This window comes from Bacillus sp. MUM 116, from assembly GCF_001866655.1.
Classification (GTDB): Bacteria; Bacillota; Bacilli; order Bacillales; family Cytobacillaceae; genus Neobacillus.
In genome coordinates this window covers 83281-103321 of record NZ_MLYR01000019.1, presented here as the reverse complement: position 1 = coordinate 103321, position 20041 = coordinate 83281, and the positions used below count along the sequence as shown (strand labels likewise).

Sequence of the window (20041 nt, the reverse complement as noted above, 5' to 3'; positions counted from 1 at the left end):
TAAGAACATTTGCGAAAATTGCCTAGAAACTTAAGTGTTTGACCCTTATTAAGGTCCAAAAGCAACAAAGTTTACGAAAAGAGCCTTACCAAAAGGCTACCTTAGCTATAAAATAATACAAAAGTAGAAAAATTTAAGGAGTGGGAATTTGGATTTAATCACGTCTAAATTAGTTGTTGTCTCTCTTTTCCTTGTCATCGTTACGATGATCGAAACATTAGCATATTCAACAAGAATCTCTGGAGCAAGGGTAAGCCTAATTGCCACTGCACTTTCCCTATTTAGCACCATGGTAATCATCTCTAGATTTTCAACGATGTTTCAACAGCCGTTAACAGCAAAGCTAATTGCCGAGGCACCAGACTTGAATAAATTAGCTTTTATTCAAGAGCAGTATCGAATCCTAATTGGCATCACTTCGGTAGGTGTTTGTCTCGGAATTTTTCTTTTTCCCACATTTATTAATGTCTTTTCAAGAGCGATTATTCAATTATCAAAGGAGAACGGCTCAATCCTAGCATTATTTTTAAAATGGTTTAATAGTAAGGGATTAAGAAAAATGGTCACTTGTTTTCGGCTTCCTCGTTTCTCTTATTTAAGAGGAATCACATTAAAAACCATTCCGAAGCGACTGTTTGTTATTAATGTAGTGATTACCGGCGTATACACAGTAGGGGTTCTTTCTGCATTGTACGCTTCAATGTTAGTTCCTAAAGGCTATTCACAGGCGGCCGTAATGTCGTCAGGAATCATTAACGGAGTAGCAACGATTTTATTAACCTTATTTATCGACCCTAAAGTATCTGTATTAGCGGACCGGGTAGTCAAAAAACAAAGTAACTATATCTATTTAAAAAGTTATTCTCTAACCATGATAGGTTCAAAATTTGTAGGTACTGTTTTGGCCCAATTGTTATTTGTTCCAGCGGCGTACTATGTTGCATGGTTTTCGAAATTTATTTAGTTGCCGAAAGAAAGAGTATTGCTACAATGTCAGTTCTAGTGAAAGTTAAAGACATTGTCAAGGCAATTGATTTCCAAATGAAAGAGTATGGTACATATTTGAAGAGCAACAGGAGAAATTATCATGGTTTAGATGAGGATCCGAAATTGGGTAGAAGAACAAGCTAAAGCAACCTCTTATTGGTTGCTTTTAGTTTGTTCTTCTTGTTTCTCCGCAATGGTTGAATCAAGGGTTGCGCTTTGAATGGATTCTGTGATTCTTTGCTTAGCTTCCATTTGATCATGATCAGTCCGTGTTTCCCAAATACTATATTTTACGGTATTTGAAGCATCTTCATTTTCCCTTGGCATGGATTTCACCTCCACTAATAGGTTTTCTTGATAAAGTAGAACTATACACTTAAATAACATAATGAATGGACTGCCCAATTAAGTCCTGGTTCTCCTTTTTTGTGTTCGAAAAAATTAAAAGCAATGCAAGTTCATTTGCATTGCTTTTTAGAAATATCCTTTTCACCGCAGAGACTTTATTAATTAATAGAAGCAAGCTGCTCCAACGATGATTAACAGAATGAATAATACTACGATTAAGGCGAACCAGCCAGCACCGCCGAAACCGCCATAACCAAATCCACCATAGCCAAACATAAAAATCCCCCTTTCAAGCATATATAAATTTACTTCTTAATAGAAACAGCCGCCGATAAAAGCAGCCCCTACAATAATAAGGAGGATAAACAATACTACAATTAATGCAAAACCTCCAGCGTATCCATCAGTCATCCTATTACACCTCCTGTTTTAGGTACTAACAAAATATGTAATAGGTCGAAATAATGGAAGTGCATATACCTATATCAAAAAGATGAGATGAAATCTAGTGGGAAAACAGGGCCTGACAATGGTGGTCCTTCCAGTTGGAATTATTGCCCGCAGGATCCAAAACTCTTTCTCCTTTATAAAGTACTTTTGAATAAGTCTATTTTCTAATAAAAATAAGGAAAATGGTTCAAAATAGAGAATAGGGATTATTCTGAAGTATATTAAATGGATTTAAAAAGTTTATGGTAAAGTTGGGAAGTTAATGGAAAAATGCGACCGCAAAGTGGAGATGCTTTTTTGGAGTATTGCCCTCCCTGGATTTGGGCAGCTCCTTAATGGCAAATATCTTAAGGGACTATTATTCGTTTTATTAGAATTTCTTATAAATGTACAGGCAAATTTTAATAAAATTATTATGCTTAGTTTTCATGGGCAAATTGCCGAAGCAATCAATGAAGCCAATTATCAGTGGCTTATGTTTTATCCATGTTTATATTTTTTTGCGATGTGGGATGCATGGAAGGATGCCGGGGGCGGGAAGGATCGCTTTTCTTTCATGCCATTTGTGTTTTCAGCTTACTTTGTTACCGTTGGTTGTATGTATTCTTCCACATTTAAACTGTTTGGAGTTTTATGGGGCCCTGTTTGGCTTCCAATTCTTTGTGTCATTCCCGGTGTGTTCATTGGTATCATTCTTAGAAAAATTATCCTACATTTTTCATAGGATAATTTTTATGTTTATATTGAAAAAAGAAGCTCAATCGTTGAGCTTCTTTCTTTCATAAATTTTGGCGTTCGAACTTCAAGGATATTATTTGAAATATGGAAAACAATATTTACAAATCAGAAGTTTATTTAAAAAAAGGTGAACTAGAATTCAGCTTTCGGTGTCTTTTGATTGATATTTAACACTTTTTCAACTATGCTTATAAATGAAAGCGTTATTCTAAAATAATATTTTTTATCCAGATTTTTATTGTCCTCGAGTTGTATTTCAAAAAGACAGCTTGATTTATTTTCACAGAAAAGGGGAGATACAGATGAGGAAAATTAGCCTAGCATGGCAGATTTTCATTGGGTTAGCATTAGGGATCATTGTCGGTGCCATTTTTTATGGAAACCCTAATGTTGAAACGTATTTGCAGCCAATTGGGAATATATTTATCCGTTTAATTAAAATGATTGTTATTCCAATTGTTGTCTCAAGCTTAATTGTCGGCGTTGCTGGTACAGGTGATATGAAATCCTTAGGGAAGCTAGGGGGGAAAACACTCCTTTATTTTGAACTCGTTACGACCATCGCGATTGTGGTCGGTCTTTTTGCAGCAAATATCTTCCATCCAGGGACTGGTGTGGATATGTCCCGCTTAACGAAAACGGATATTAATACGTATGTCGAAACAGCGAAAACAACCGAAACTCATTCTATGGTCGACACATTTGTCAATATTGTACCGACCAATATCATGCAGTCCCTTGCGAATGGTGATATGCTCGCAATCATTTTCTTCTCTGTTATGTTTGGACTTGGAGTTGCGGCAATTGGAGAAAAAGGTATCCCGATTGTGAATTTCTTTAAAGGAACAGCGGAAGCCATGTTTTACGTAACCAATCAAGTGATGAAGGTTGCACCATTTGGTGTTTTTGCATTAATTGGAGTAACCGTGTCTAAATTTGGTTTAAGTTCTTTAATTCCACTTGGAAAACTTGTTATTGTGGTTTACGGTGCGATGATTTTCTTTATTCTTGTCGTGTTGGGACTTGTGGCAAAGCTTGTTGGAATTAATATCTTTAAATTCTTAAAGTATTTGAAAGATGAATTGCTATTGGGCTATTCAACAGCAAGCTCGGAAACGGTTTTACCAAAAATCATGGAAAAAATGGAGAAGTTGGGTTGTCCAAAAGCGATTACTTCCTTTGTTATTCCAACCGGCTATTCATTTAATCTTGATGGCTCGACGCTTTATCAAGCCATTGCCGCATTGTTCCTTGCACAAATGTATGGAATTCATATGAGTATTGGCCATCAAATTACCTTAGTATTGGTATTAATGATCACATCAAAAGGTATTGCCGGGGTTCCGGGGGTTTCCTTTGTTGTTTTACTCGCAACATTAGGAACAGTCGGCATCCCAGTTGAAGGTCTTGCCTTTATTGCTGGAATCGACCGGATTCTAGATATGGCCCGTACATGTGTTAACGTGGTCGGAAACTCCTTGGCTGCTATTGTGATTACAAAATGGGAAGGCCACAAGCTGGATGATTCTGGTGAAGAGCAAGTTGCTTAACTTACAAAGAAGGTGCCTACTGGCACCTTCTTTGTCGTTTTATGCAATTTTGATTGCCTTCCCAAAAGGAACTTTTGGTAAAAATTCATCTGGTACAAGCCAGTAAAGCTCGAAATCTACATTTGTGATTTCTTCATAGATATAACCAGTGACGTCGGTTATGTAGAATAGGGTGTCAATCTCTTCCTTTTGAGCCCATTCTAATACGTCTGTGTAAGAGGCTTTTCCGTGTGTATGATATTTGATGGTGTCGGATTTAACCGAGGTAATGCTGCGTATTTTGAAATCGGCTTGAACGAGAAGGGTATCTGGTTTTACGGTCTCAAATAATTTAACAATATTGTTTATTAGGATCGTTCGCACTTCAATTGAGGATGTATCAATCGCAAGGGCGATTTTTTTATCTTCTCTTTTTTGAATCATCGATAAAAGTCTCATATGCCATTTCAACTAAACCAACTCCCTTTTATAATGAGCAGCAGTTTTTAGTTTGCTAATACTCGTGAAAAATATGATGGTTAATCCTGCTATTTCAATTCATTTTATTTGTACAAAATGGGGGATTTGCCATTTCAATTTTAAGAATTTCTTCATAGTATGTAAATAATTTTATTTTTGGGGGTGATGGTGGTGCAAGGAGGAAGGAAGCGAAAAAGTCTTTTCCCAATCTGTATTTTCCCTGAATACAGATGGTGTGGTCCAGGCTGCAGCGGTCCTGGTGCACCGATTAATGATGTTGATTCCTGCTGCTATAGACATGACAAATGCCTCGAATATGGAATATCCCCCTGCCAATGTGATTATGAATTCATGGAATGCCTACGCTATAAAAGAAATCCGAATACACAAAAAGGAAGAAACGCAAACCTCATGTATGAATTTATGAAAATGAAAACATCGCTCACCTGCGGTGGGTACAGAAGATATAGATAGAATAAATACCATTTTGTTAAGAAACATATTCTTACCATTTACTTACAATTTTTTCTTGATTATTCGCTTAAATTTTAGTAGTATTAACTTACTATTTATGAAAAGGGTGACCATTAAGCCGATGATTTACTAATCCTATTGCAAGAAGAAAAATTCGTAAATAACGAAAATATTTCTGGATAGGGTTAGTGCGGACTTTTTTACATAAGTGATGGGGAGTACAAATAAGTTAGTGTACTGTGCCCATTTGTGTATAATTTTCCTCCTGTCCAGATTTGGAATATGGAGGTATTTTTATGGAAAAAACAAAATCAGACATTACCATCGCTGCTTTGTTCCGCAACCGGGTTGTTCGTACCATCCTATTATCAGTATTTTTCCTGCAAATTGGAATCTGGGTACGTAACTATTCAATCCTGCTCTATGTAATCGAGCGAACGAACGAGAATCCGGTAGCCGTTTCACTCATCTCTGTCGCCGAATTTGCTCCTATCTTTCTTTTTTCTTTTATTGGCGGAACCTTTGCTGACCGCTGGAGGCCGAAGCGAACGATGATTTGGTGTGATTTTCTCAGCGCATTATCGATTTTTGGAGTCTTATTAACCCTTCTTTTTGGAAGCTGGAAGGTCATCTTCTTTGCGACCCTTGTTTCATCGATTCTGTCACAATTTTCACAGCCATCTGGAATGAAGTTATTCAAAATTCATGTCAAAGAAGAACTGATCCAAATGGGAATGTCAATGTATCAAACCGTTTTCGCCTTGTTTATGATTCTTGGACCTATAATTGGAACCTTTGTCTATCAGCATTATGGTATCGATATGGCGATCGCCATCATGGGAATTGCATTCCTGCTTTCTGCCGCGATTCTTTTCATGCTTCCTCCTGATAAAGATAACGAGGGACATCAAGAAAAGACAACACTTTTGAATGAAATGAAAGCCGGATTTCGATATGTTTGGAACAGCCGGGCACTGACATTGCTTGGCGGCTGTTTTGCTGCCGCAGGATTAGGATTGGGGCTTACACAGCCGCTTGCAGTTTTCTTAATTACAGAACGACTTGGTTTACCAAAAGAAATGCTGCAATGGCTGATGGCTGCTTTTGGCATTGGAATGATTTTAGGAGGAGGCCTGACGATTGGTCTTGCGAAAAAAACACCGCCGCAGATCCTTCTGGCACTTGGTATGTCTATAAGTGCAATTGGATTCTTCGTCATGGGGTTATCGGATCAATTGTGGCTGACTCTGACGGCTCAATTTATTAGCGGACTATTCATGCCTTGCATTCACATCGGGATCAATACGATGATTCTGCAAAACACGGAGGCTGCCTTTATCGGCCGGGTCAATGGAATCTTAAACCCGATGTTTATGGGAACAATGGTGATTTCCATGAGCGCGAGCGGGTGGTTGAAAAAAACATTTTCACTTCTCACCATGTATGAAGCCTCAGCCCTTTTATTTATCGTTGGAGTACTGGCCTTAGTTCCTTTATTTAAGCGTTCTTCTTCCATATTAAAAGGAACCGAAGAAATGTAATAGGATGAAACTTAAAAGAGCTTGGAAGCCCAAGCTCTTTTTCATTTATTTTTTCTCTAAAGCATTCCTTTCCAAATGTCGAACCCACTTATAATAGCCAAGTAGAATAAGCAGTAAAATCGGATCCAGAATAGCCGCATGCCAGAGTTTCCACCAGCCATAGTGGAAATATCCCCATGGTTCAGGCAGAAGGGTTACCAGTTCATATAATAAAATCGTGATGACAAAAAAGAAAATATAAACTGCTTTTTTAAAGATATTTGCCGTATAAGGAAACCAATTAAGAAAAATCATATTAACCGGCGGGACTAAAAAGATATGGGGAAGCAGTCCTAACCAATCCGCTCCTTTGTCAAAATACCAATAAGCATAGAATTTGAATTCAATGATGGTATCGAAGAGGGTTTGTAAAGCCACAGTAAACATCCATATATGAGCAATTAAATTGCCGGTAAGAATTTTATTTGTTTTAAAGGCAATAAGGTTAAATAGAAGAATGGCAATAATGAGTCCGACCATAAAGTTTTCCCTTTTTTACATTAATTTGCCCATAATGTTCGTTATCTTATACACTTGTCCAAACGCAAAATAAGCCAGGCAAACCGCCTGACTCTTTGCGTAGATAAGAAAGAAAATTTCGTATTTGAGAATTGTCCAGCGAAAGCGTCCTGCCCCTCGAGGGGAAAAATGAACTGCTTTTTTCCTAGGTTGCTTCGGTCCTGTCGATGAAGTCAAAGAACGACTTCACCGCAAGGACCTCCAGCACTATGCCTGAGGCTGAACAAGGTGCTTGCGCTTTTCTAATAAACAACTTCAAATAATACCGCAACTCCGACACCGCCGCCGCTGCCTATGGCAGTTATAACGAATCGGACATCCTTCCGGCGCTGTACCTCATAGAACAACCTGGTGACCAAAATGGCACCTGATGCTCCGTACGGATGACCGATGGTTAGGGCACCGCCGGAAACATTAAGTTTTTCGTAAGGAATGGAAAGTTCCTTTGCACAAGCAACTATTTTTGAAGCAAAGGCCTCATTGATTTCAAAAAGGTCAATTTCTTCAATTGTCAGCCCGTTTCTTTTTAGTAAGGTTTGGATGGCGGGAATGGGTGCTGCTCCGGGATAGTGAGGATGAATCCCTGACACATGGCTGTCTACGAAACGGAGAACGGGCTTGTAACCTAGTTGGCGTGCAGTCTCTTCCTCCATTACGACTACCGCTGCTGCACCGTCATGAATCCCGCAGCTGTTTGCAGCGGTCACAGTTCCGTTTTTTGCAAAAATTGGTTTTGTTCGTTTGAGCAACATATTCATGTTTCGTTCCTTGCTGAATTCTTCGTCCTCGTCATGCAGCTCAATTTCGATCATTTCTTTCGTAAAAAGCCCGTTTTTAAATGCATTCCAGCTTCGATGATAGCTTAATAATGCGTATTCATCCTGTGATTCTCTGGTAATTGCAAATTTTTGTGCCACATTTTCAGCTGCAACTCCCATATCCGGGTCTCCGATATGCTCGGGAGAGAAGCGGGCTCTTTTAGGAAAAGGCGAGGTGCTCGGACTTTCGACACCGCCGGCAATATAACAGTGACCTGCACCGCCCTGGACAAAATAGCAGGCCATGCGAATCGCGTCTAAACCGGCACTGCATTGACGGTCAATAGTTACCCCCGGGATCTGCAATGGAAGTCCAGCTGTTAAGACCGAGAGCCGGGCCACATTTCCACCGGGACCTGTCACATTTCCTAAAAGACAATCGTCTATTTGTTTCTCGATTCCGCTTGTCAGGTGTTGAAGTAAGGGAGCAGCCAATTCATGGGGCTGTAGGGATTGAAATATTCCCTTTTGTTTTCCGATTGGGGTCCGTTTTGCTTTTACAATGACTGCTTTTTTAATGGCTGTTCACCTTGCTTTCGATTAAATCTATTACCTGTTTGCGGGCAATTTTCCCACCGCTTGTATAGGGCATTTCGTCGATAAAAACCCATTTACGCGGGATTTTAAAAGAAGCCAGCTTTTCCTTGCACAATCTTTGCAGCTCCAATTTTGTGGCGGAACCTTTCACTGCTGCCGTTACAATTTGCCCCCAGTACGGGTCATTTACTCCAACCACCACAACTTCCTCTACTTCATGATGCAAGGATAACACTTTTTCAATCTCTTCCGGAAAAATATTGATGCCTCCGTAGAGAATCATGTTTTTCTCCCGGCCGGCAATATACAAGTAGCCTTCCTCGTCCAAATAGCCCATGTCATGAACGGTCATCCACTCTTTTTCTGTTTGAACAGTGTTTTGGTCAGGTTCGAGGTAACCGCTGAAAATCATTTTACTTTTTACATAAATCTTTCCTGTTTCTTTCGGCTTTGCAAGCTTAGAATCCTGCAGGCGAATTTCAACTTTTACATTATGGCATGGTCTGCCGACAGAACCTGGTTTTCGCTCCATTTCTTGATCGGTTAATACCGTTACAAAGCTAAGCTCACTTGCCCCGTAAAACTCATACAAAGTGAGGTTCGGCAACAGGCTGCGTACCTGCTGCTTGGAATGCTCTTCCCATTTTGCTCCGGAGGAAAGAATTTTTATCGGTCTTTCGATTGATTGCCCTGTTTTAAATAAGGAAGAAATCATCGTCGGTACCAGATAAATGACGGTAATCGGCTTTACGTCAATCCAGGCTAATGCCTGCGAAGGAATGTATTTTTCAAGTAAATATACCGTTCCTCCCAGATATAACGTACTGATTGCTCCGTAAAGGAAGTGGGAATGAATTAGAGCCCCGGGTATCAATACGTGGTCCTTTTCATCCATCTGGAAATCAATATGATTGCAGGCAAAGCTTTCCACCCACGAGTTATGAGAGCGAATAAATGCTTTCGGATTGCCTGTTGTACCGGAAGTAAATCCCATATAAAAGGGGAGTTCTCCGTCAGGTTCAATGGTTTTCTTGGTGGGTTGCTGCTGAATTTCCTCTAGACATTCTTCCCAAATCAAAACCTTAGTGGAGACAGGGGTATTCCTTATAGATTCGCTCCTGTTTTTAGTGGATATTACAATTGAAGCCTTGGAAAGTTCGAGCCGTTTTTCCATCTCCGATTCGGTCCACTTAACATCAAACGGAACCGCCGTCCACCCGGCAGCCGCGGCCCCTGTAAAAAGCTGCAGAAAAGGAACCCCATTCGGCAGCAAAATCGCAACTGTTTTATTGGCAGAGTGGAAAGACCCAAACCAATTCGCCGTCTGACTTACCCGTTCATACCACTCCTGATAATCAATCCTCTCATCTACTGTTTGAATCGCAGACTTCATTGGAAACTTCATTGCATGAATAGCATACTGGTCGGTTATTAATCCCATCTTGATTCTCCTTTCTGGATGGATTCGACAAATTTCATGTGGTGACAGGCGTTGCTCGAAATTTGTCGAATGATAGAAAAAAGAGACACCGTTATAGTGTCTCCGCGTTTTTTGCTAATCGGAAAGTATAAACTTTCAAAAAGTTTATACTTTCCGATTACGCATAAGTGCAACTACGCCTCTGTCTTCGCCTCTAGGGGCTCGTCTATCGGCGAGTTTTCTTTATGCAGGTTTCGTTTTATGGCAGGTGATTTAGCCAGTCTGTATACCAGATAGGAGGCCAAGGTTGCTTTTAATACGTCTCCAGGGATATAGACAAGGCTTGTGATGATGGCATTTGTGAGTTTGATGTGCAGGATGAAGGCTTGAACCGGAATACCGATTATGTACATCATGAATATTCCGACGGTAAGGTTGATGAAAAGAATTCTTCCAAATCGCAGTTTACTGAATCGAGAGATAAGGTAGCCAAGACAAAGTGCTGTAATCGGCCATGAAATTAAATATCCTGCGCTTGGTCCTAAAAATACCGCAAATCCGCCGCGGCCACCGGATATTAACGGTGCGCCCGCCGCAACAAGTAAAAGGAAAATCATCATACTCAAAAAACCACGTTTTGCACCTAATATACCGCCGGCAAGCAGGACACCTAAGGTTTGAAGCGTAATTGGAACCGGCGTAAACGAAAGCATAATTGGCGGGACAAAGCCTAAAGCCCCCATAAAGGCTGCTAATAAAGCAACATATGTAATGTCTAAAAGTTTCATAATCCATCTCCTCACATTTAACTATAGATTCATATTTATTTCAATTTTTATTGTAAAAGCGGCAGAGATTTATGTCAACTTAAAATTATAATTAGTTAACATATTGAGGGTATCCTCAAGCCATGATATCCTGCCAAAAGTGATAAACTCAAAAGGGGATGAATCGTGGTAATTTGAATGAATAAAAACCTTGCCAGCATGGGCAAGGTTTTTTTATGCATTAGCGGAATACGCCAATCAAAATTATGGGAAGTGAATGAACCAATTAAACTGCATCAACTTGGGTCTTAATGGATTCTACATTGGAATCAATGTCATCCATATACGCATTTTTAGCAGGTACAATCGCCAGGGCAATGGCTGCTATTAAACCTGGAATAGCAAATGCGATGAAGTTTAAGTGAATCGGTAAAGAAACCGATAAAAGGAATCCGCCTAAAAGTGGCCCGGCCATGCCGCCAATCCTGCCGATACCAGATGCCATCCCTAACGCCGTGGACCTGACATATGGAGGATAGTATTGAGAAACATAGGCTTGGACAATATTTTGAGAGCCAATGGTCGCAGCTCCTGCTATAGCTACTAGAAGGTAGATAAAAAATGAACTTCCGCCAAAACCTAGTAATGTCAAAGCGATTGCTCCAGAGGCATACATTGGAACAAGCATCTTTTTCGAACCGAATTGATCACATAGCCGGCCAATAATAAGCGTCCCAATAATAGCACCACCTTGAAGAGCAATCAGGAAGCCCAGACTCGAATTTAGTCCATAGCCTGCTTCGATCATTAATTTAGGAAGCCAAGTATTTAATCCGTAAACCATTAATAAACAGCTGAAAAAAGCAACCCAAAACATTACGGTACTTAATGTCCGGTTTTCTTTAAATAATCCAATGATAGGAACTTTTATTTCTTGTGTCTTTACTTCAATGATTTCATCATCTAGATTAAACGTGGACTCAGGACTTACTTTTGAAAGAGTAGCAATTAATTTTTCTTTTCTGCCAGTTCGAATAAGGTAACTGGCTGTTTCAGGTACTTGTTTCTGTATAAAGGGTAAAAGTAATAGAGGCAGACCCGCAAACCAAAAAACGGCCTCCCAGCCAAACTTAGGCATTACAAAGATTCCTAATAGAGGCGCAAGAATCCCCCCTACTGAATAACCGCATAATACGATGGAAACGATCATACTTCTCATTTTTTTAGGTGCATAATCAGTTAATAATGCAATGACGTTCGGCATAATCCCACCCAGCCCTAGTCCCGCTAAAAAGCGAAAGGTGGAGAAGACTGTTGGTGTTTGGGCAAATCCGCAAAGAAAGGTAAATAAGCTAAATAAAAGAAGAGTGATTGTGATTACATTTTTCCTGCCAATGCGATCGGCAAGTGTTCCGAACAGAATAGCACCGAACATCATCCCGAATAATCCATAGGTTCCAATTGCCCCTGCTTCAACCGGAGAAAGGTTCCATTTCTCTATTAGGGTTGGTACGACGGTTCCGTATACAACTAGATCATATCCGTCAAAGGAAATAATGAAGAAGCTCCATAATAGCAGGATTAAATGAAAACGATTAAACTTACTGCCAGCAATAACTTCTGTAGAATTGATTTTTTCCAAAACTTTTCCCCCTATCTTCAAAATAATATAATGACAACGCTTACTAAATGCGTTTATAAAATCATAAGGTAACAATTTAACACAACAACCACTACACCTATAGTGAAAAATGTTCCCTATTGATGGATTATAAACAACAATTGGAATAATGACAATATTTAAATTAAAAATTGATTATTTTCTGTTAATTGGAAAGGGGAGAAATAGGGGTAATAACGCAAAAAAGCGGGAAAATTCCCGCTTTTTTTCAAATTTAATTTAATTGTGATTGATATCCGAAACATCCGGATATTTCTTTGCTGATTTGGATTAAATAATCGCTTAGGTCATGTTTCTCATCGTGAGGAATTATCTCAGAAAAGCCAACAATCGTTATGGCTCCCAGTAGTATTTTTTTATAGTTAAATACAGGAAGACTAACGGAGGAAACAGATGAAACCAATGGTTCCCTTGCAAAGGAAATTTCTTTTTCCTGAATAATATAGCGTTCTTCTTCAAGTTGACTAACTTTTTCCGGAGGAATCTGCATGAATTCCTTTGCTTTCCAATCACGGATCATTTGCTCATCCATAAAGGCCATAAATATTTTCCCACACGAGGAATGAATGGGGAGAAAGGTTCCGATCTGAGCTCCAATATTATAACCTCGATTTATATTAATATCTTTTACAACCATCGGTCCATTGTGGGTCCAGCTGGAATATAGAACCGTACTCGCACTTTTCTCATTAATTTCTTTTAAAAATGGGGTTATTCGTTCGACCACATTCTCGTGGTCGGCGGCTGCCATTCCGTATTCGATTAGCTTGCTTCCCAACACATATTCTCCGGTATCCTTGCTTCGATAAAGGATACCTAATTGTGTGAATGTATTTAAGTATTTATAAAGATTACTTTTTGTAATTTGTGTTAAATCCTGGATATCAGTAAATTTTAACGGCTTTCCTTGTTTCGCAATTAAATCCACAATACCCATGCCAATTTGTAGTGATTGAATTGTTGTTCCTTTTTTCGTGACTTCCATTATGATCCTCCTACAGAACACTCTCTTATTCACTATATATTAGCATAGCGGTACTCTATATCCTATAGAGGAACGGTAGAGAAGGGTTGTATGAAAGTATAGTTTATTAGTAATATTGACAAAATGATAACAAAGTTTATGGGGATGACTTTGAGCAGGTATTTACAGCTTACCAAGAAGAACGAATTCCGGTTTCTTTTGTACTTCCTTCCAATCTTAGTTTCTTTTTCGTTCGAATTCTTGTTTTTCAACATTCTGCTTAATATATAATATTCATAGAATATAAAACATTTTGAATGGATAAGGATGTAGCATATGGAACTGAAACAAATTCAGTATTTTACTGAGGTCGTGAAACATGGAAGTTTTTCTAAAGCGGCAGAACATCTCCATTTATCACAGCCTATGCATTAGGCGATGAATTTCTTTTTTGTCTTTGCCATCCTGACACAGATGATAAATTGGTATCAAAATAGAAACGCTGTTGGAGAAAGTAATGAAGATAATAGTTTTTAACTTTTAGTGCCTCACTTTGGAAGTGCTTCGAACTTCAAAAGTGAGGCTTATATAGTTTAAGAGAAGGGGGTACCATCTGATTAAGGTGGTGCCCCTTTTCTGACCAGTAATGTCCACAACACACGGACAAAATTGGCAATTTGTACACGAGCGGTGACAGGCACCATAATTTTTAAAATTTCTAAAACCTTTTCCTTACTTGATAGTCTAATATGTAGTACAACAGGGTGTTAGGGGGCGGTGTCTTGAATAACCATGACCTGTTGGTTCAAAAAGCAGTTCAGGGGAATGATCAAGCTTTTTTGGAACTTATACATTTATTTAAAATTGATCTTTATAAAACGGCTCTTTCGTTTTTACGGAATGAGGAAGAGGCGTTAGAAGCCATTCAAGAGGTTACTTATCGGGCATATAAAAATATCCAATCCGTCCGAGAAGCGTCTTATTTTAAAACATGGCTGATTCGCATCATGATCAATTACTGTAATGACCAGTTGAAAAAGAAAAAACGAGTCATACTGGGGGATGAAATCTTAACTATCCAAGGAATATCAGAGAATCATGAGGTAATGGAGTTAAAAGATGCGATGCTGGGGCTCGATGACCGTTCCCGGGAGATTTTAACATTAAAATACTTTAATGATATGAAAATCAAAGACATCGCTACAACGATGAAGTGCCCGGAAGGTACGGTCAAGACATGGATGAACAAAGCGCTTAAGGCGCTTCGGGATAAGCTTGATGAGAAGGGCGGGAATCTCCATGTTTGAAAAAGAAGAAGAAAAGCTGGTTGACTATAAAAATATGTATGATCAGGTAGACATTCCGTTAACGTCATTGGATGATGCGATTTTATCAGGGTTTCAAAAAGCGAAATTAGAAGAAGGGAAGAAAGCACGACGGCGTGGGAAAAAAATATTGCTCAGTGTTTTAACTGCAGCCATCCTTCTTCTAGGATTTTTCACATCCATTCGTCTTTCACCTGCCTTTGCCGAATATATTACATCCATTCCAGGAATGGAAAAATTTGTTGACCTGATTCGCAACGATAAAGGCAAGATGCTTGCCGTAGAAAATGATTACTATCAAAAAATCGACGTTTCACAGGAGAAAAATGGTTTGAAGTTTACAATTGATGGAATGATTGCCGATGAAAATGGGATGTTCCTGTTTTACACAACAAAATCCCGTCAAAGCAAGAAAGAGCTAATAATCGATAAAGTTGAACTTAAAGGTACGGATGGAAAGAAATTAGATATTGGAAGCATTGCCTATGGTAATCCAAATTATTCTGAAAAGGGGCAGAACTCCTCTAATGGAAAACTTGAGTTTACTTTTCAGTCACCTTTAAAAGAAAAAAGGTTTGAACTTATTCTAAATGTGAAGGGGAGCCATCTGAAAGAATCCTTTGACCTTAAGTTCCAGCTTAATAAGGAAATTCAAGCAAAGAAAATCTACAAATTGAACAAGACCATTACCATTGAGGGGCAAAAAGTAACTTTCCTCGATGCAACTGTTTATCCCTTAAGAGTTACGGTCCATGTAAAAATGGATCCAAACAACAAGAAAAAGTTGCTGGATTTTAAGGATTTGCGTCTTGTTGATGAAAATGGAGATACCTTTAATAAAATTGTCGACGGCCAAACTGGAAGCAATATTTCAGCTAATGAAAGAATTATCTATTTGCAAAGTAATTATTTCCGGGAACCCAAGCATTTATATCTAGTTCTCAATAAAGTGCAAGCGGTTGATAAAGAGGATGCTTATCTGGTGGTTGAAACAAAAAAACAGCAGATTTTAAAACAGCCAAAAGGGGATTATTTGCAAGATTTTAAGATCGAAGGAGATGATCTTATTTTTCGGATGCAAACAAAAGAGGGTTTTCCCTATTCCTTTGTTGGAGAGTTAACAGATTCAGATGGTAAAAAAGTAGACTCGAGTACGCAATATTCACATGGTGATGGTCAAAACAAGGTTAACGTATACGGAGTAACCATCCCCAACTTAAACAAACAAAAAAGCCCGCTATTCTTGGAAATCACCTTTTACCCAAGTGAAATTAGAGGTGATGTGAAGGTGAAAATTAAATAAAATATTGGTTACTGCGATAGTAATTTTTAAATATCAGCAACTCACTTTCAAACGAATTCTGAAAGTGAGTTTTTTTATAAAATTTTCCAAAACACTCTTGATATAACTAATGTTATTAGTTAAAATAAAACTAATAACATTAGTTAAGGAGGAATGATCAAAATGCGAATGATCAAAAACGGGTTTTTGTATCAAGTAACGTTCATGGCAAAAGTTTTTCCGGTGAATTGTTATTTGGTAGAGGAGGAAGAGGGCTTAACCCTTGTCGATGCAGCACTTGCTTTTAGTGCAAAGGGGATTCTTCAGGCAGCGAATCGAATCGGCAAGCCGATTACGAAAATTGTTCTAACCCATGCCCATGAGGATCACGTTGGAGCACTTGATTTAATCAAAGCGGAGGTATCTGAAGTACCGGTTTATATCTCAGTGCGGGATCACAGATTAATGAATGGTGACCGTTCCCTTGATCAACATGAAAATCAAACACCGATTAAAGGTGGCGTTCCGAAAAATTTACAAACGAGAGCAAATGTATTATTAGCGGATGGCGACCAGGTTGGCTCATTGTCGGCAATAGCGACGCCGGGGCACACTCCGGGATCGATGTCCTTCCTTGATAACCGGACCAATGCGCTAATTGCCGGCGATGCCTTTCAGACAAGAGGGGGTATCGCGGTCGCGGGTGATATGAAACCATGGTTTCCCTTCCCTGCCTTGGGTACGTGGAGCAAAACAACAGCTTTGGCAAGTGCGAAGAAATTAACGGAGATTCAACCTGCCCTCCTTGCGGTCGGCCATGGAGAAATGATTGTAAATCCTGTAGAATCAATGAAACAGGCAATTGGAAATTTCGAGAGAAAAGTAAGAAAAGGAGCATAAAGTAATGTCACCAAGACCGAAAGTAGCACTTGATTTAACAACTATCTTAGAAGCGGCAGGGGAAATCGCTGATCAACATGGATCAGTTGAAGTCACATTGGCTATTCTGGCAAAAAAATTAAACATCCGGCCGCCATCACTCTATAACCATTTTGATGGTTTGTCAGGGCTAAGGAAGGAACTGGCCATTTATGGACTTGGACAGCTTTATTTAGTATTGGCGCAAGCGGCCATTGGTGTTTCAGGTGATAAAGCAGTCATAGCATTAAGTAAGGCGTATGTTCAGTTTGCCAGGATACATCCTGGGCTATATGAAGCAACATTGCTTGCACCGGACCCGGAAGACGAGGAAGTCCAAAAGAAGGGAGCAAAAATCGTCGAGCTTACTCTTCGCGTCCTACAGGCTTACGAATTGGAAGGGGACCGCGCCATTCATGCAGTAAGAGGCTTGCGCAGCATCCTCCACGGCTTTTCTTCATTAGAACAAAGAGGCGGTTTTAAAATGGCACTGGATGCGGATGAAAGTCTAATCATCATCATTCGAGCCTTTTTGGCAGGAATGGGGGATTAAAGCTTAAGTGAAAATGTCCTTTCCACAAAAACAAATCGGACGAAATGTCCACGAATGGTGACAGGCACCATGTGAATTACTTCACACGGTGCCTGTCATTTTTTATTAGTCAAACGTTTATAGAGTCTTGCGGATTTGTCGAAAAAACGGGTAAAAACCCAACCTTGTCTTTTCCATGATACATATAAATAAAGTACATCTTGACAATAGGGATAGATGGAAGAGTGGGACAATAGCGGAGTTTAAAATTGAGGAGGGAGGTCATCTCATGAAGCATTATGAAATACTATCGAGATTGAAAGGGGAAAGGCATGTTTCTTCAACCCATGGTTTGGATGACTATACTCACTTTTGTAGTGGAGATGGATGTATTTAAAAGTTTCTCCATCGATATGCTGAAAAAACACCGTGGTATATCCTCGTTTTCGCGTTTAGTATGTATGTATTATTTACGGATTTCACAATATCGGATTAACCGATTGGCTTATTGGATTCATGCAGCCGATTGTCTCCGGCAGCCTTCTCCATGCAAGTATCATGATGGGCGTGCTTTTATCGGTCCTCTCCAATATCTTCAATAACCACCCTGCGTTAATGGTAGGAACCTTAACTTTAACCCATATGGGTCTGGACACGCTCACATTGAAAGTTTCCTATCTTGCGAATGTCATTGGCAGTGATGTAGGATCATTACTTCTTCCAATGGGGACCTTGGCTACGCTGATGTGGATGCATATCGTTAGAAAAGGAAAAGTAAAAATTACTTGGTGGGAGTATGTAAAAATCACGGGCGTTGTCATTCCTCCTGCTGTAATATTCACATTAGTTATTCTTTATTATTGGGTTTCTTGGATTTTCGGAGGAGTACTTCAATCATAATCGTGTGTAGAGAAAAGGAGAATCAAAATGAATGATTTTAATGAATTATTAGGAAAAACTATTGAGATTGAAATTTCTGGAGGCTGTTTTCATATCGGGGTTCTCGTCGATTCGGGGTTGGACATCCTTGTTATTTATAATGGTATAGCCCATTCCTTCCTCTACATTCCAGTAGTTCATATTCAGAGATTAAAAGAAGTGACGATTGAAGAGGATTATTATCAAAGTCCACCTACAGAAAAACCAATTGAAATCGATGCACAATCCATCTCCTATCGAAAAATATTAAACAATGCAAAAGGAAGATTTGTTCAGGTTTATGTGACAGGCAACAAATCCATTCATGGCTATTTAACTAGCATTATGAATGACTATTTTGTTTTTCATTCTCCCGCCTATAAAACAATGTTTATTTCGATGCAGCATGTAAAATGGCTAATCCCATATCCGGAAAATGCAACCCCTTATAATTTAAGTAAAGAAAATATTCCGCTGGTGCCAGCGAGCGCTCCATTGGCGAGGACCTTTGAAGAACAGTTGAAAAAATTAGAAAACCAAATGGTGATTTTAGATGGTGGCGACCATCCCGAAAAAATCGGCTTGCTTCAAAAGGTTCGAAATAACAAATTGACGATTGTTACAGCGGAAAGGGAGACGGTATATCGCAATTTAGAGCATACTAAAACGATTCAGCTGCCATAAAGGGGAGTGCCATACTTGGAACATTTTTGAAGTGAAGGAGATTCAGATTACTTGTTCATTCAGATGAAAAAAGAAAAAATAATCCATCTTCTGTTTGACAGAAAAGATGGATAAAATTAGACTTTTCGCATTTGAAATTTGTCCGTGGCATATGGGGGCCACGGACTTTCACCTTGTATTTACTATTAAGGTATGTTTTTGGTAATCACATTGTTCAAAGATTGGGTTAAATGCCCTCATTTATCTTTATCGGATTGTGTTTTTTTACAATGATGGAGGTTTTCATTTTAACCGAAGGCACACAGCTCTATCTTGCTGATTTTGGAAATAGGAAGCTGAGTTAAGCTTTGTTATAATAGGGGTAACATTAATATTAAAAGGTGATCAGTTTGCGGAATATTGAAAAATTAGGATTGTTAGTCGATGTAGAAACAACTGGATTAGGACCTGCGACCGATGAAGTGATTGAACTTGCCTTAAAATTATTTTCTTATCGGGATGATACCGGAGAGATTTTAAATGTCCTTGAGGAAGACTCTTTTCTGAGGGAGCCATTATCCAGTACTGCCCGGAATAACTATGAAAGAGCTTTTAGGGTGCATGGCATTCCCTATGAATCCGTTCAAGGGAAAAGTTTTTATGACGTAAAAATTAAAACCTATTTTCAACGTGCGGATTCTATCCTTGCCCATAATGCCTCATTTGACCGCAGCTTTTTGGTTCGCATGTATCCAGAGGTTAACGACTTGAAATGGTATTGCACGATGCGTAATGTTCCATGGAAAAACTATGGTTTCCCTAATGGAAAGCTGCTTACACTATTACAATCGCACGATATCACCAATCATCAAACACATAGGGCGATGGACGACATTACATACTTAATGGAATTGCTCAAAAAAACAAGCCCAAATGGAAACCTTTATTTACAGGAGGTCCTTGAATATGGACCGATGAGGAAATACCAGCCGGCAGCATCAAAGAGGAAAATGGGTTAATGGCATTTAGGTCATAAAGGGAAGTCTTTGGTTGAGGAAGGCTTAGGAATAGGAAAACGGCTCTTGCATGATAGCGAAGGGCCGTTTTCTTT

Annotated in this window: 22 protein-coding genes and 1 pseudogene; 13 read left to right on the top strand and 10 right to left on the bottom strand. The window is 39.2% G+C overall.

The genetic code is table 11. The annotated features are described in order from the left end of the window. Positions 1 to 148 precede the first annotated feature (148 nt). A complete protein-coding gene (locus BIV60_RS05775; RefSeq protein ID WP_071354771.1) occupies positions 149 to 964 on the top strand; it encodes a lipid II flippase Amj family protein in 816 nt (271 codons plus the stop codon). A gap of 26 nt (positions 965 to 990) precedes the next feature. After that, the gene (locus tag BIV60_RS29495; RefSeq protein WP_177177223.1) at positions 991 to 1131 is read left to right on the top strand and encodes a hypothetical protein; all 141 of its coding nucleotides are present in this window, start codon (positions 991 to 993) and stop codon (positions 1129 to 1131) included. A gap of 9 nt (positions 1132 to 1140) precedes the next feature. Here BIV60_RS29495 and BIV60_RS29490 read toward each other — a convergent pair whose 3' ends face one another. The 3 genes from BIV60_RS29490 to BIV60_RS28150 all read right to left on the bottom strand — a co-directional run bounded on the left by BIV60_RS29490 (position 1141) and on the right by BIV60_RS28150 (position 1746). After that, positions 1141 to 1314: a hypothetical protein gene (locus tag BIV60_RS29490; protein ID WP_177177222.1), complete on the bottom strand. Its 174-nt coding sequence runs from the start codon at positions 1312 to 1314 to the stop codon at positions 1141 to 1143. Between the two features lie 183 nt (positions 1315 to 1497). Further along, positions 1498 to 1632: a YjcZ family sporulation protein gene (locus tag BIV60_RS28155; RefSeq protein WP_371261506.1), complete on the bottom strand. Its 135-nt coding sequence runs from the start codon at positions 1630 to 1632 to the stop codon at positions 1498 to 1500. A gap of 15 nt (positions 1633 to 1647) precedes the next feature. Then, on the bottom strand, positions 1648 to 1746 hold the full coding sequence (locus BIV60_RS28150; protein WP_083402121.1) for a YjcZ family sporulation protein: 99 nt from the start codon (positions 1744 to 1746) through the stop codon (positions 1648 to 1650). A 301-nt stretch (positions 1747 to 2047) separates the two neighbouring features. On the opposite strand from BIV60_RS28150, the gene BIV60_RS05765 reads away from it, so the two are divergent. Further along, entirely contained in the window at positions 2048 to 2509 is a 462-nt protein-coding gene (locus BIV60_RS05765; protein WP_071354769.1) for a hypothetical protein, read from the top strand. A 316-nt stretch (positions 2510 to 2825) separates the two neighbouring features. Then, positions 2826 to 4073, top strand: coding sequence for a cation:dicarboxylate symporter family transporter (locus BIV60_RS05760; protein WP_071354768.1), 1248 nt, complete (start codon positions 2826 to 2828; stop codon positions 4071 to 4073). A gap of 39 nt (positions 4074 to 4112) precedes the next feature. Here the strand turns inward: BIV60_RS05760 and BIV60_RS05755 are convergent, their stop codons facing one another. Continuing rightward, on the bottom strand, positions 4113 to 4523 hold the full coding sequence (locus BIV60_RS05755) for a VWA-like domain-containing protein (RefSeq protein ID WP_071354767.1): 411 nt from the start codon (positions 4521 to 4523) through the stop codon (positions 4113 to 4115). A gap of 779 nt (positions 4524 to 5302) precedes the next feature. Between BIV60_RS05755 and BIV60_RS05750 the strand changes: the two genes are divergently transcribed. Then, positions 5303 to 6547, top strand: a complete 1245-nt coding sequence (locus BIV60_RS05750; RefSeq protein ID WP_071354766.1) for an MFS transporter — start codon at positions 5303 to 5305, stop codon at positions 6545 to 6547. A gap of 45 nt (positions 6548 to 6592) precedes the next feature. On the opposite strand, the gene BIV60_RS05745 is transcribed toward BIV60_RS05750, so the two are convergent. The 6 genes from BIV60_RS05745 to BIV60_RS05715 all read right to left on the bottom strand — a co-directional run bounded on the left by BIV60_RS05745 (position 6593) and on the right by BIV60_RS05715 (position 13313). Further along, on the bottom strand, positions 6593 to 7066 hold the full coding sequence (locus BIV60_RS05745) for a hypothetical protein (protein WP_071354765.1): 474 nt from the start codon (positions 7064 to 7066) through the stop codon (positions 6593 to 6595). A gap of 281 nt (positions 7067 to 7347) precedes the next feature. Then, positions 7348 to 8442 (bottom strand): acetyl-CoA C-acyltransferase, encoded by a 1095-nt coding sequence (locus BIV60_RS05735; protein WP_071354763.1) that lies wholly within the window; start codon positions 8440 to 8442, stop codon positions 7348 to 7350. Further along, the gene (locus BIV60_RS05730) at positions 8438 to 9901 is read right to left on the bottom strand and encodes an AMP-binding protein (protein ID WP_071354762.1); all 1464 of its coding nucleotides are present in this window, start codon (positions 9899 to 9901) and stop codon (positions 8438 to 8440) included. Before BIV60_RS05730 ends, BIV60_RS05735 begins: the two co-directional genes overlap by 5 nt. Before the next feature lie 173 nt (positions 9902 to 10074). Beyond that, the gene (locus BIV60_RS05725; protein ID WP_071354761.1) at positions 10075 to 10668 is read right to left on the bottom strand and encodes a biotin transporter BioY; all 594 of its coding nucleotides are present in this window, start codon (positions 10666 to 10668) and stop codon (positions 10075 to 10077) included. 265 nt (positions 10669 to 10933) lie between these two features. Continuing rightward, positions 10934 to 12289 (bottom strand): MFS transporter, encoded by a 1356-nt coding sequence (locus BIV60_RS05720; RefSeq protein ID WP_071354760.1) that lies wholly within the window; start codon positions 12287 to 12289, stop codon positions 10934 to 10936. A gap of 253 nt (positions 12290 to 12542) precedes the next feature. Further along, positions 12543 to 13313 (bottom strand): IclR family transcriptional regulator, encoded by a 771-nt coding sequence (locus BIV60_RS05715; RefSeq protein ID WP_071354759.1) that lies wholly within the window; start codon positions 13311 to 13313, stop codon positions 12543 to 12545. A 315-nt stretch (positions 13314 to 13628) separates the two neighbouring features. Between BIV60_RS05715 and BIV60_RS28140 the strand changes: the two genes are divergently transcribed. From BIV60_RS28140 to BIV60_RS05680, 8 genes and pseudogenes are all read left to right on the top strand, one after another. Further along, positions 13629 to 13727: a LysR family transcriptional regulator gene (locus tag BIV60_RS28140; protein WP_083402119.1), complete on the top strand. Its 99-nt coding sequence runs from the start codon at positions 13629 to 13631 to the stop codon at positions 13725 to 13727. 347 nt (positions 13728 to 14074) lie between these two features. After that, positions 14075 to 14599: a sigma-70 family RNA polymerase sigma factor gene (locus BIV60_RS05710; RefSeq protein ID WP_083402118.1), complete on the top strand. Its 525-nt coding sequence runs from the start codon at positions 14075 to 14077 to the stop codon at positions 14597 to 14599. After that, positions 14592 to 15920, top strand: a complete 1329-nt coding sequence (locus BIV60_RS05705) for a DUF4179 domain-containing protein (protein WP_071354757.1) — start codon at positions 14592 to 14594, stop codon at positions 15918 to 15920. Before BIV60_RS05710 ends, BIV60_RS05705 begins: the two co-directional genes overlap by 8 nt. A gap of 162 nt (positions 15921 to 16082) precedes the next feature. Continuing rightward, entirely contained in the window at positions 16083 to 16799 is a 717-nt protein-coding gene (locus BIV60_RS05700; protein WP_071354756.1) for an MBL fold metallo-hydrolase, read from the top strand. Positions 16800 to 16803: 4 nt separating this feature from the next. Further along, positions 16804 to 17370, top strand: a complete 567-nt coding sequence (locus tag BIV60_RS05695) for a TetR-like C-terminal domain-containing protein (RefSeq protein ID WP_071354755.1) — start codon at positions 16804 to 16806, stop codon at positions 17368 to 17370. 357 nt (positions 17371 to 17727) lie between these two features. Further along, positions 17728 to 18249, top strand: a pseudogene (locus BIV60_RS05690) (ArsB/NhaD family transporter); the annotation flags it as partial. Positions 18250 to 18276: 27 nt separating this feature from the next. Then, complete coding sequence (locus tag BIV60_RS05685) at positions 18277 to 18951, top strand: DUF2642 domain-containing protein (RefSeq protein ID WP_071354754.1); 675 nt, start codon at positions 18277 to 18279, stop codon at positions 18949 to 18951. Between the two features lie 389 nt (positions 18952 to 19340). Further along, positions 19341 to 19949 (top strand): exonuclease domain-containing protein, encoded by a 609-nt coding sequence (locus BIV60_RS05680; protein WP_071354753.1) that lies wholly within the window; start codon positions 19341 to 19343, stop codon positions 19947 to 19949. Positions 19950 to 20041: the final 92 nt, after the last annotated feature.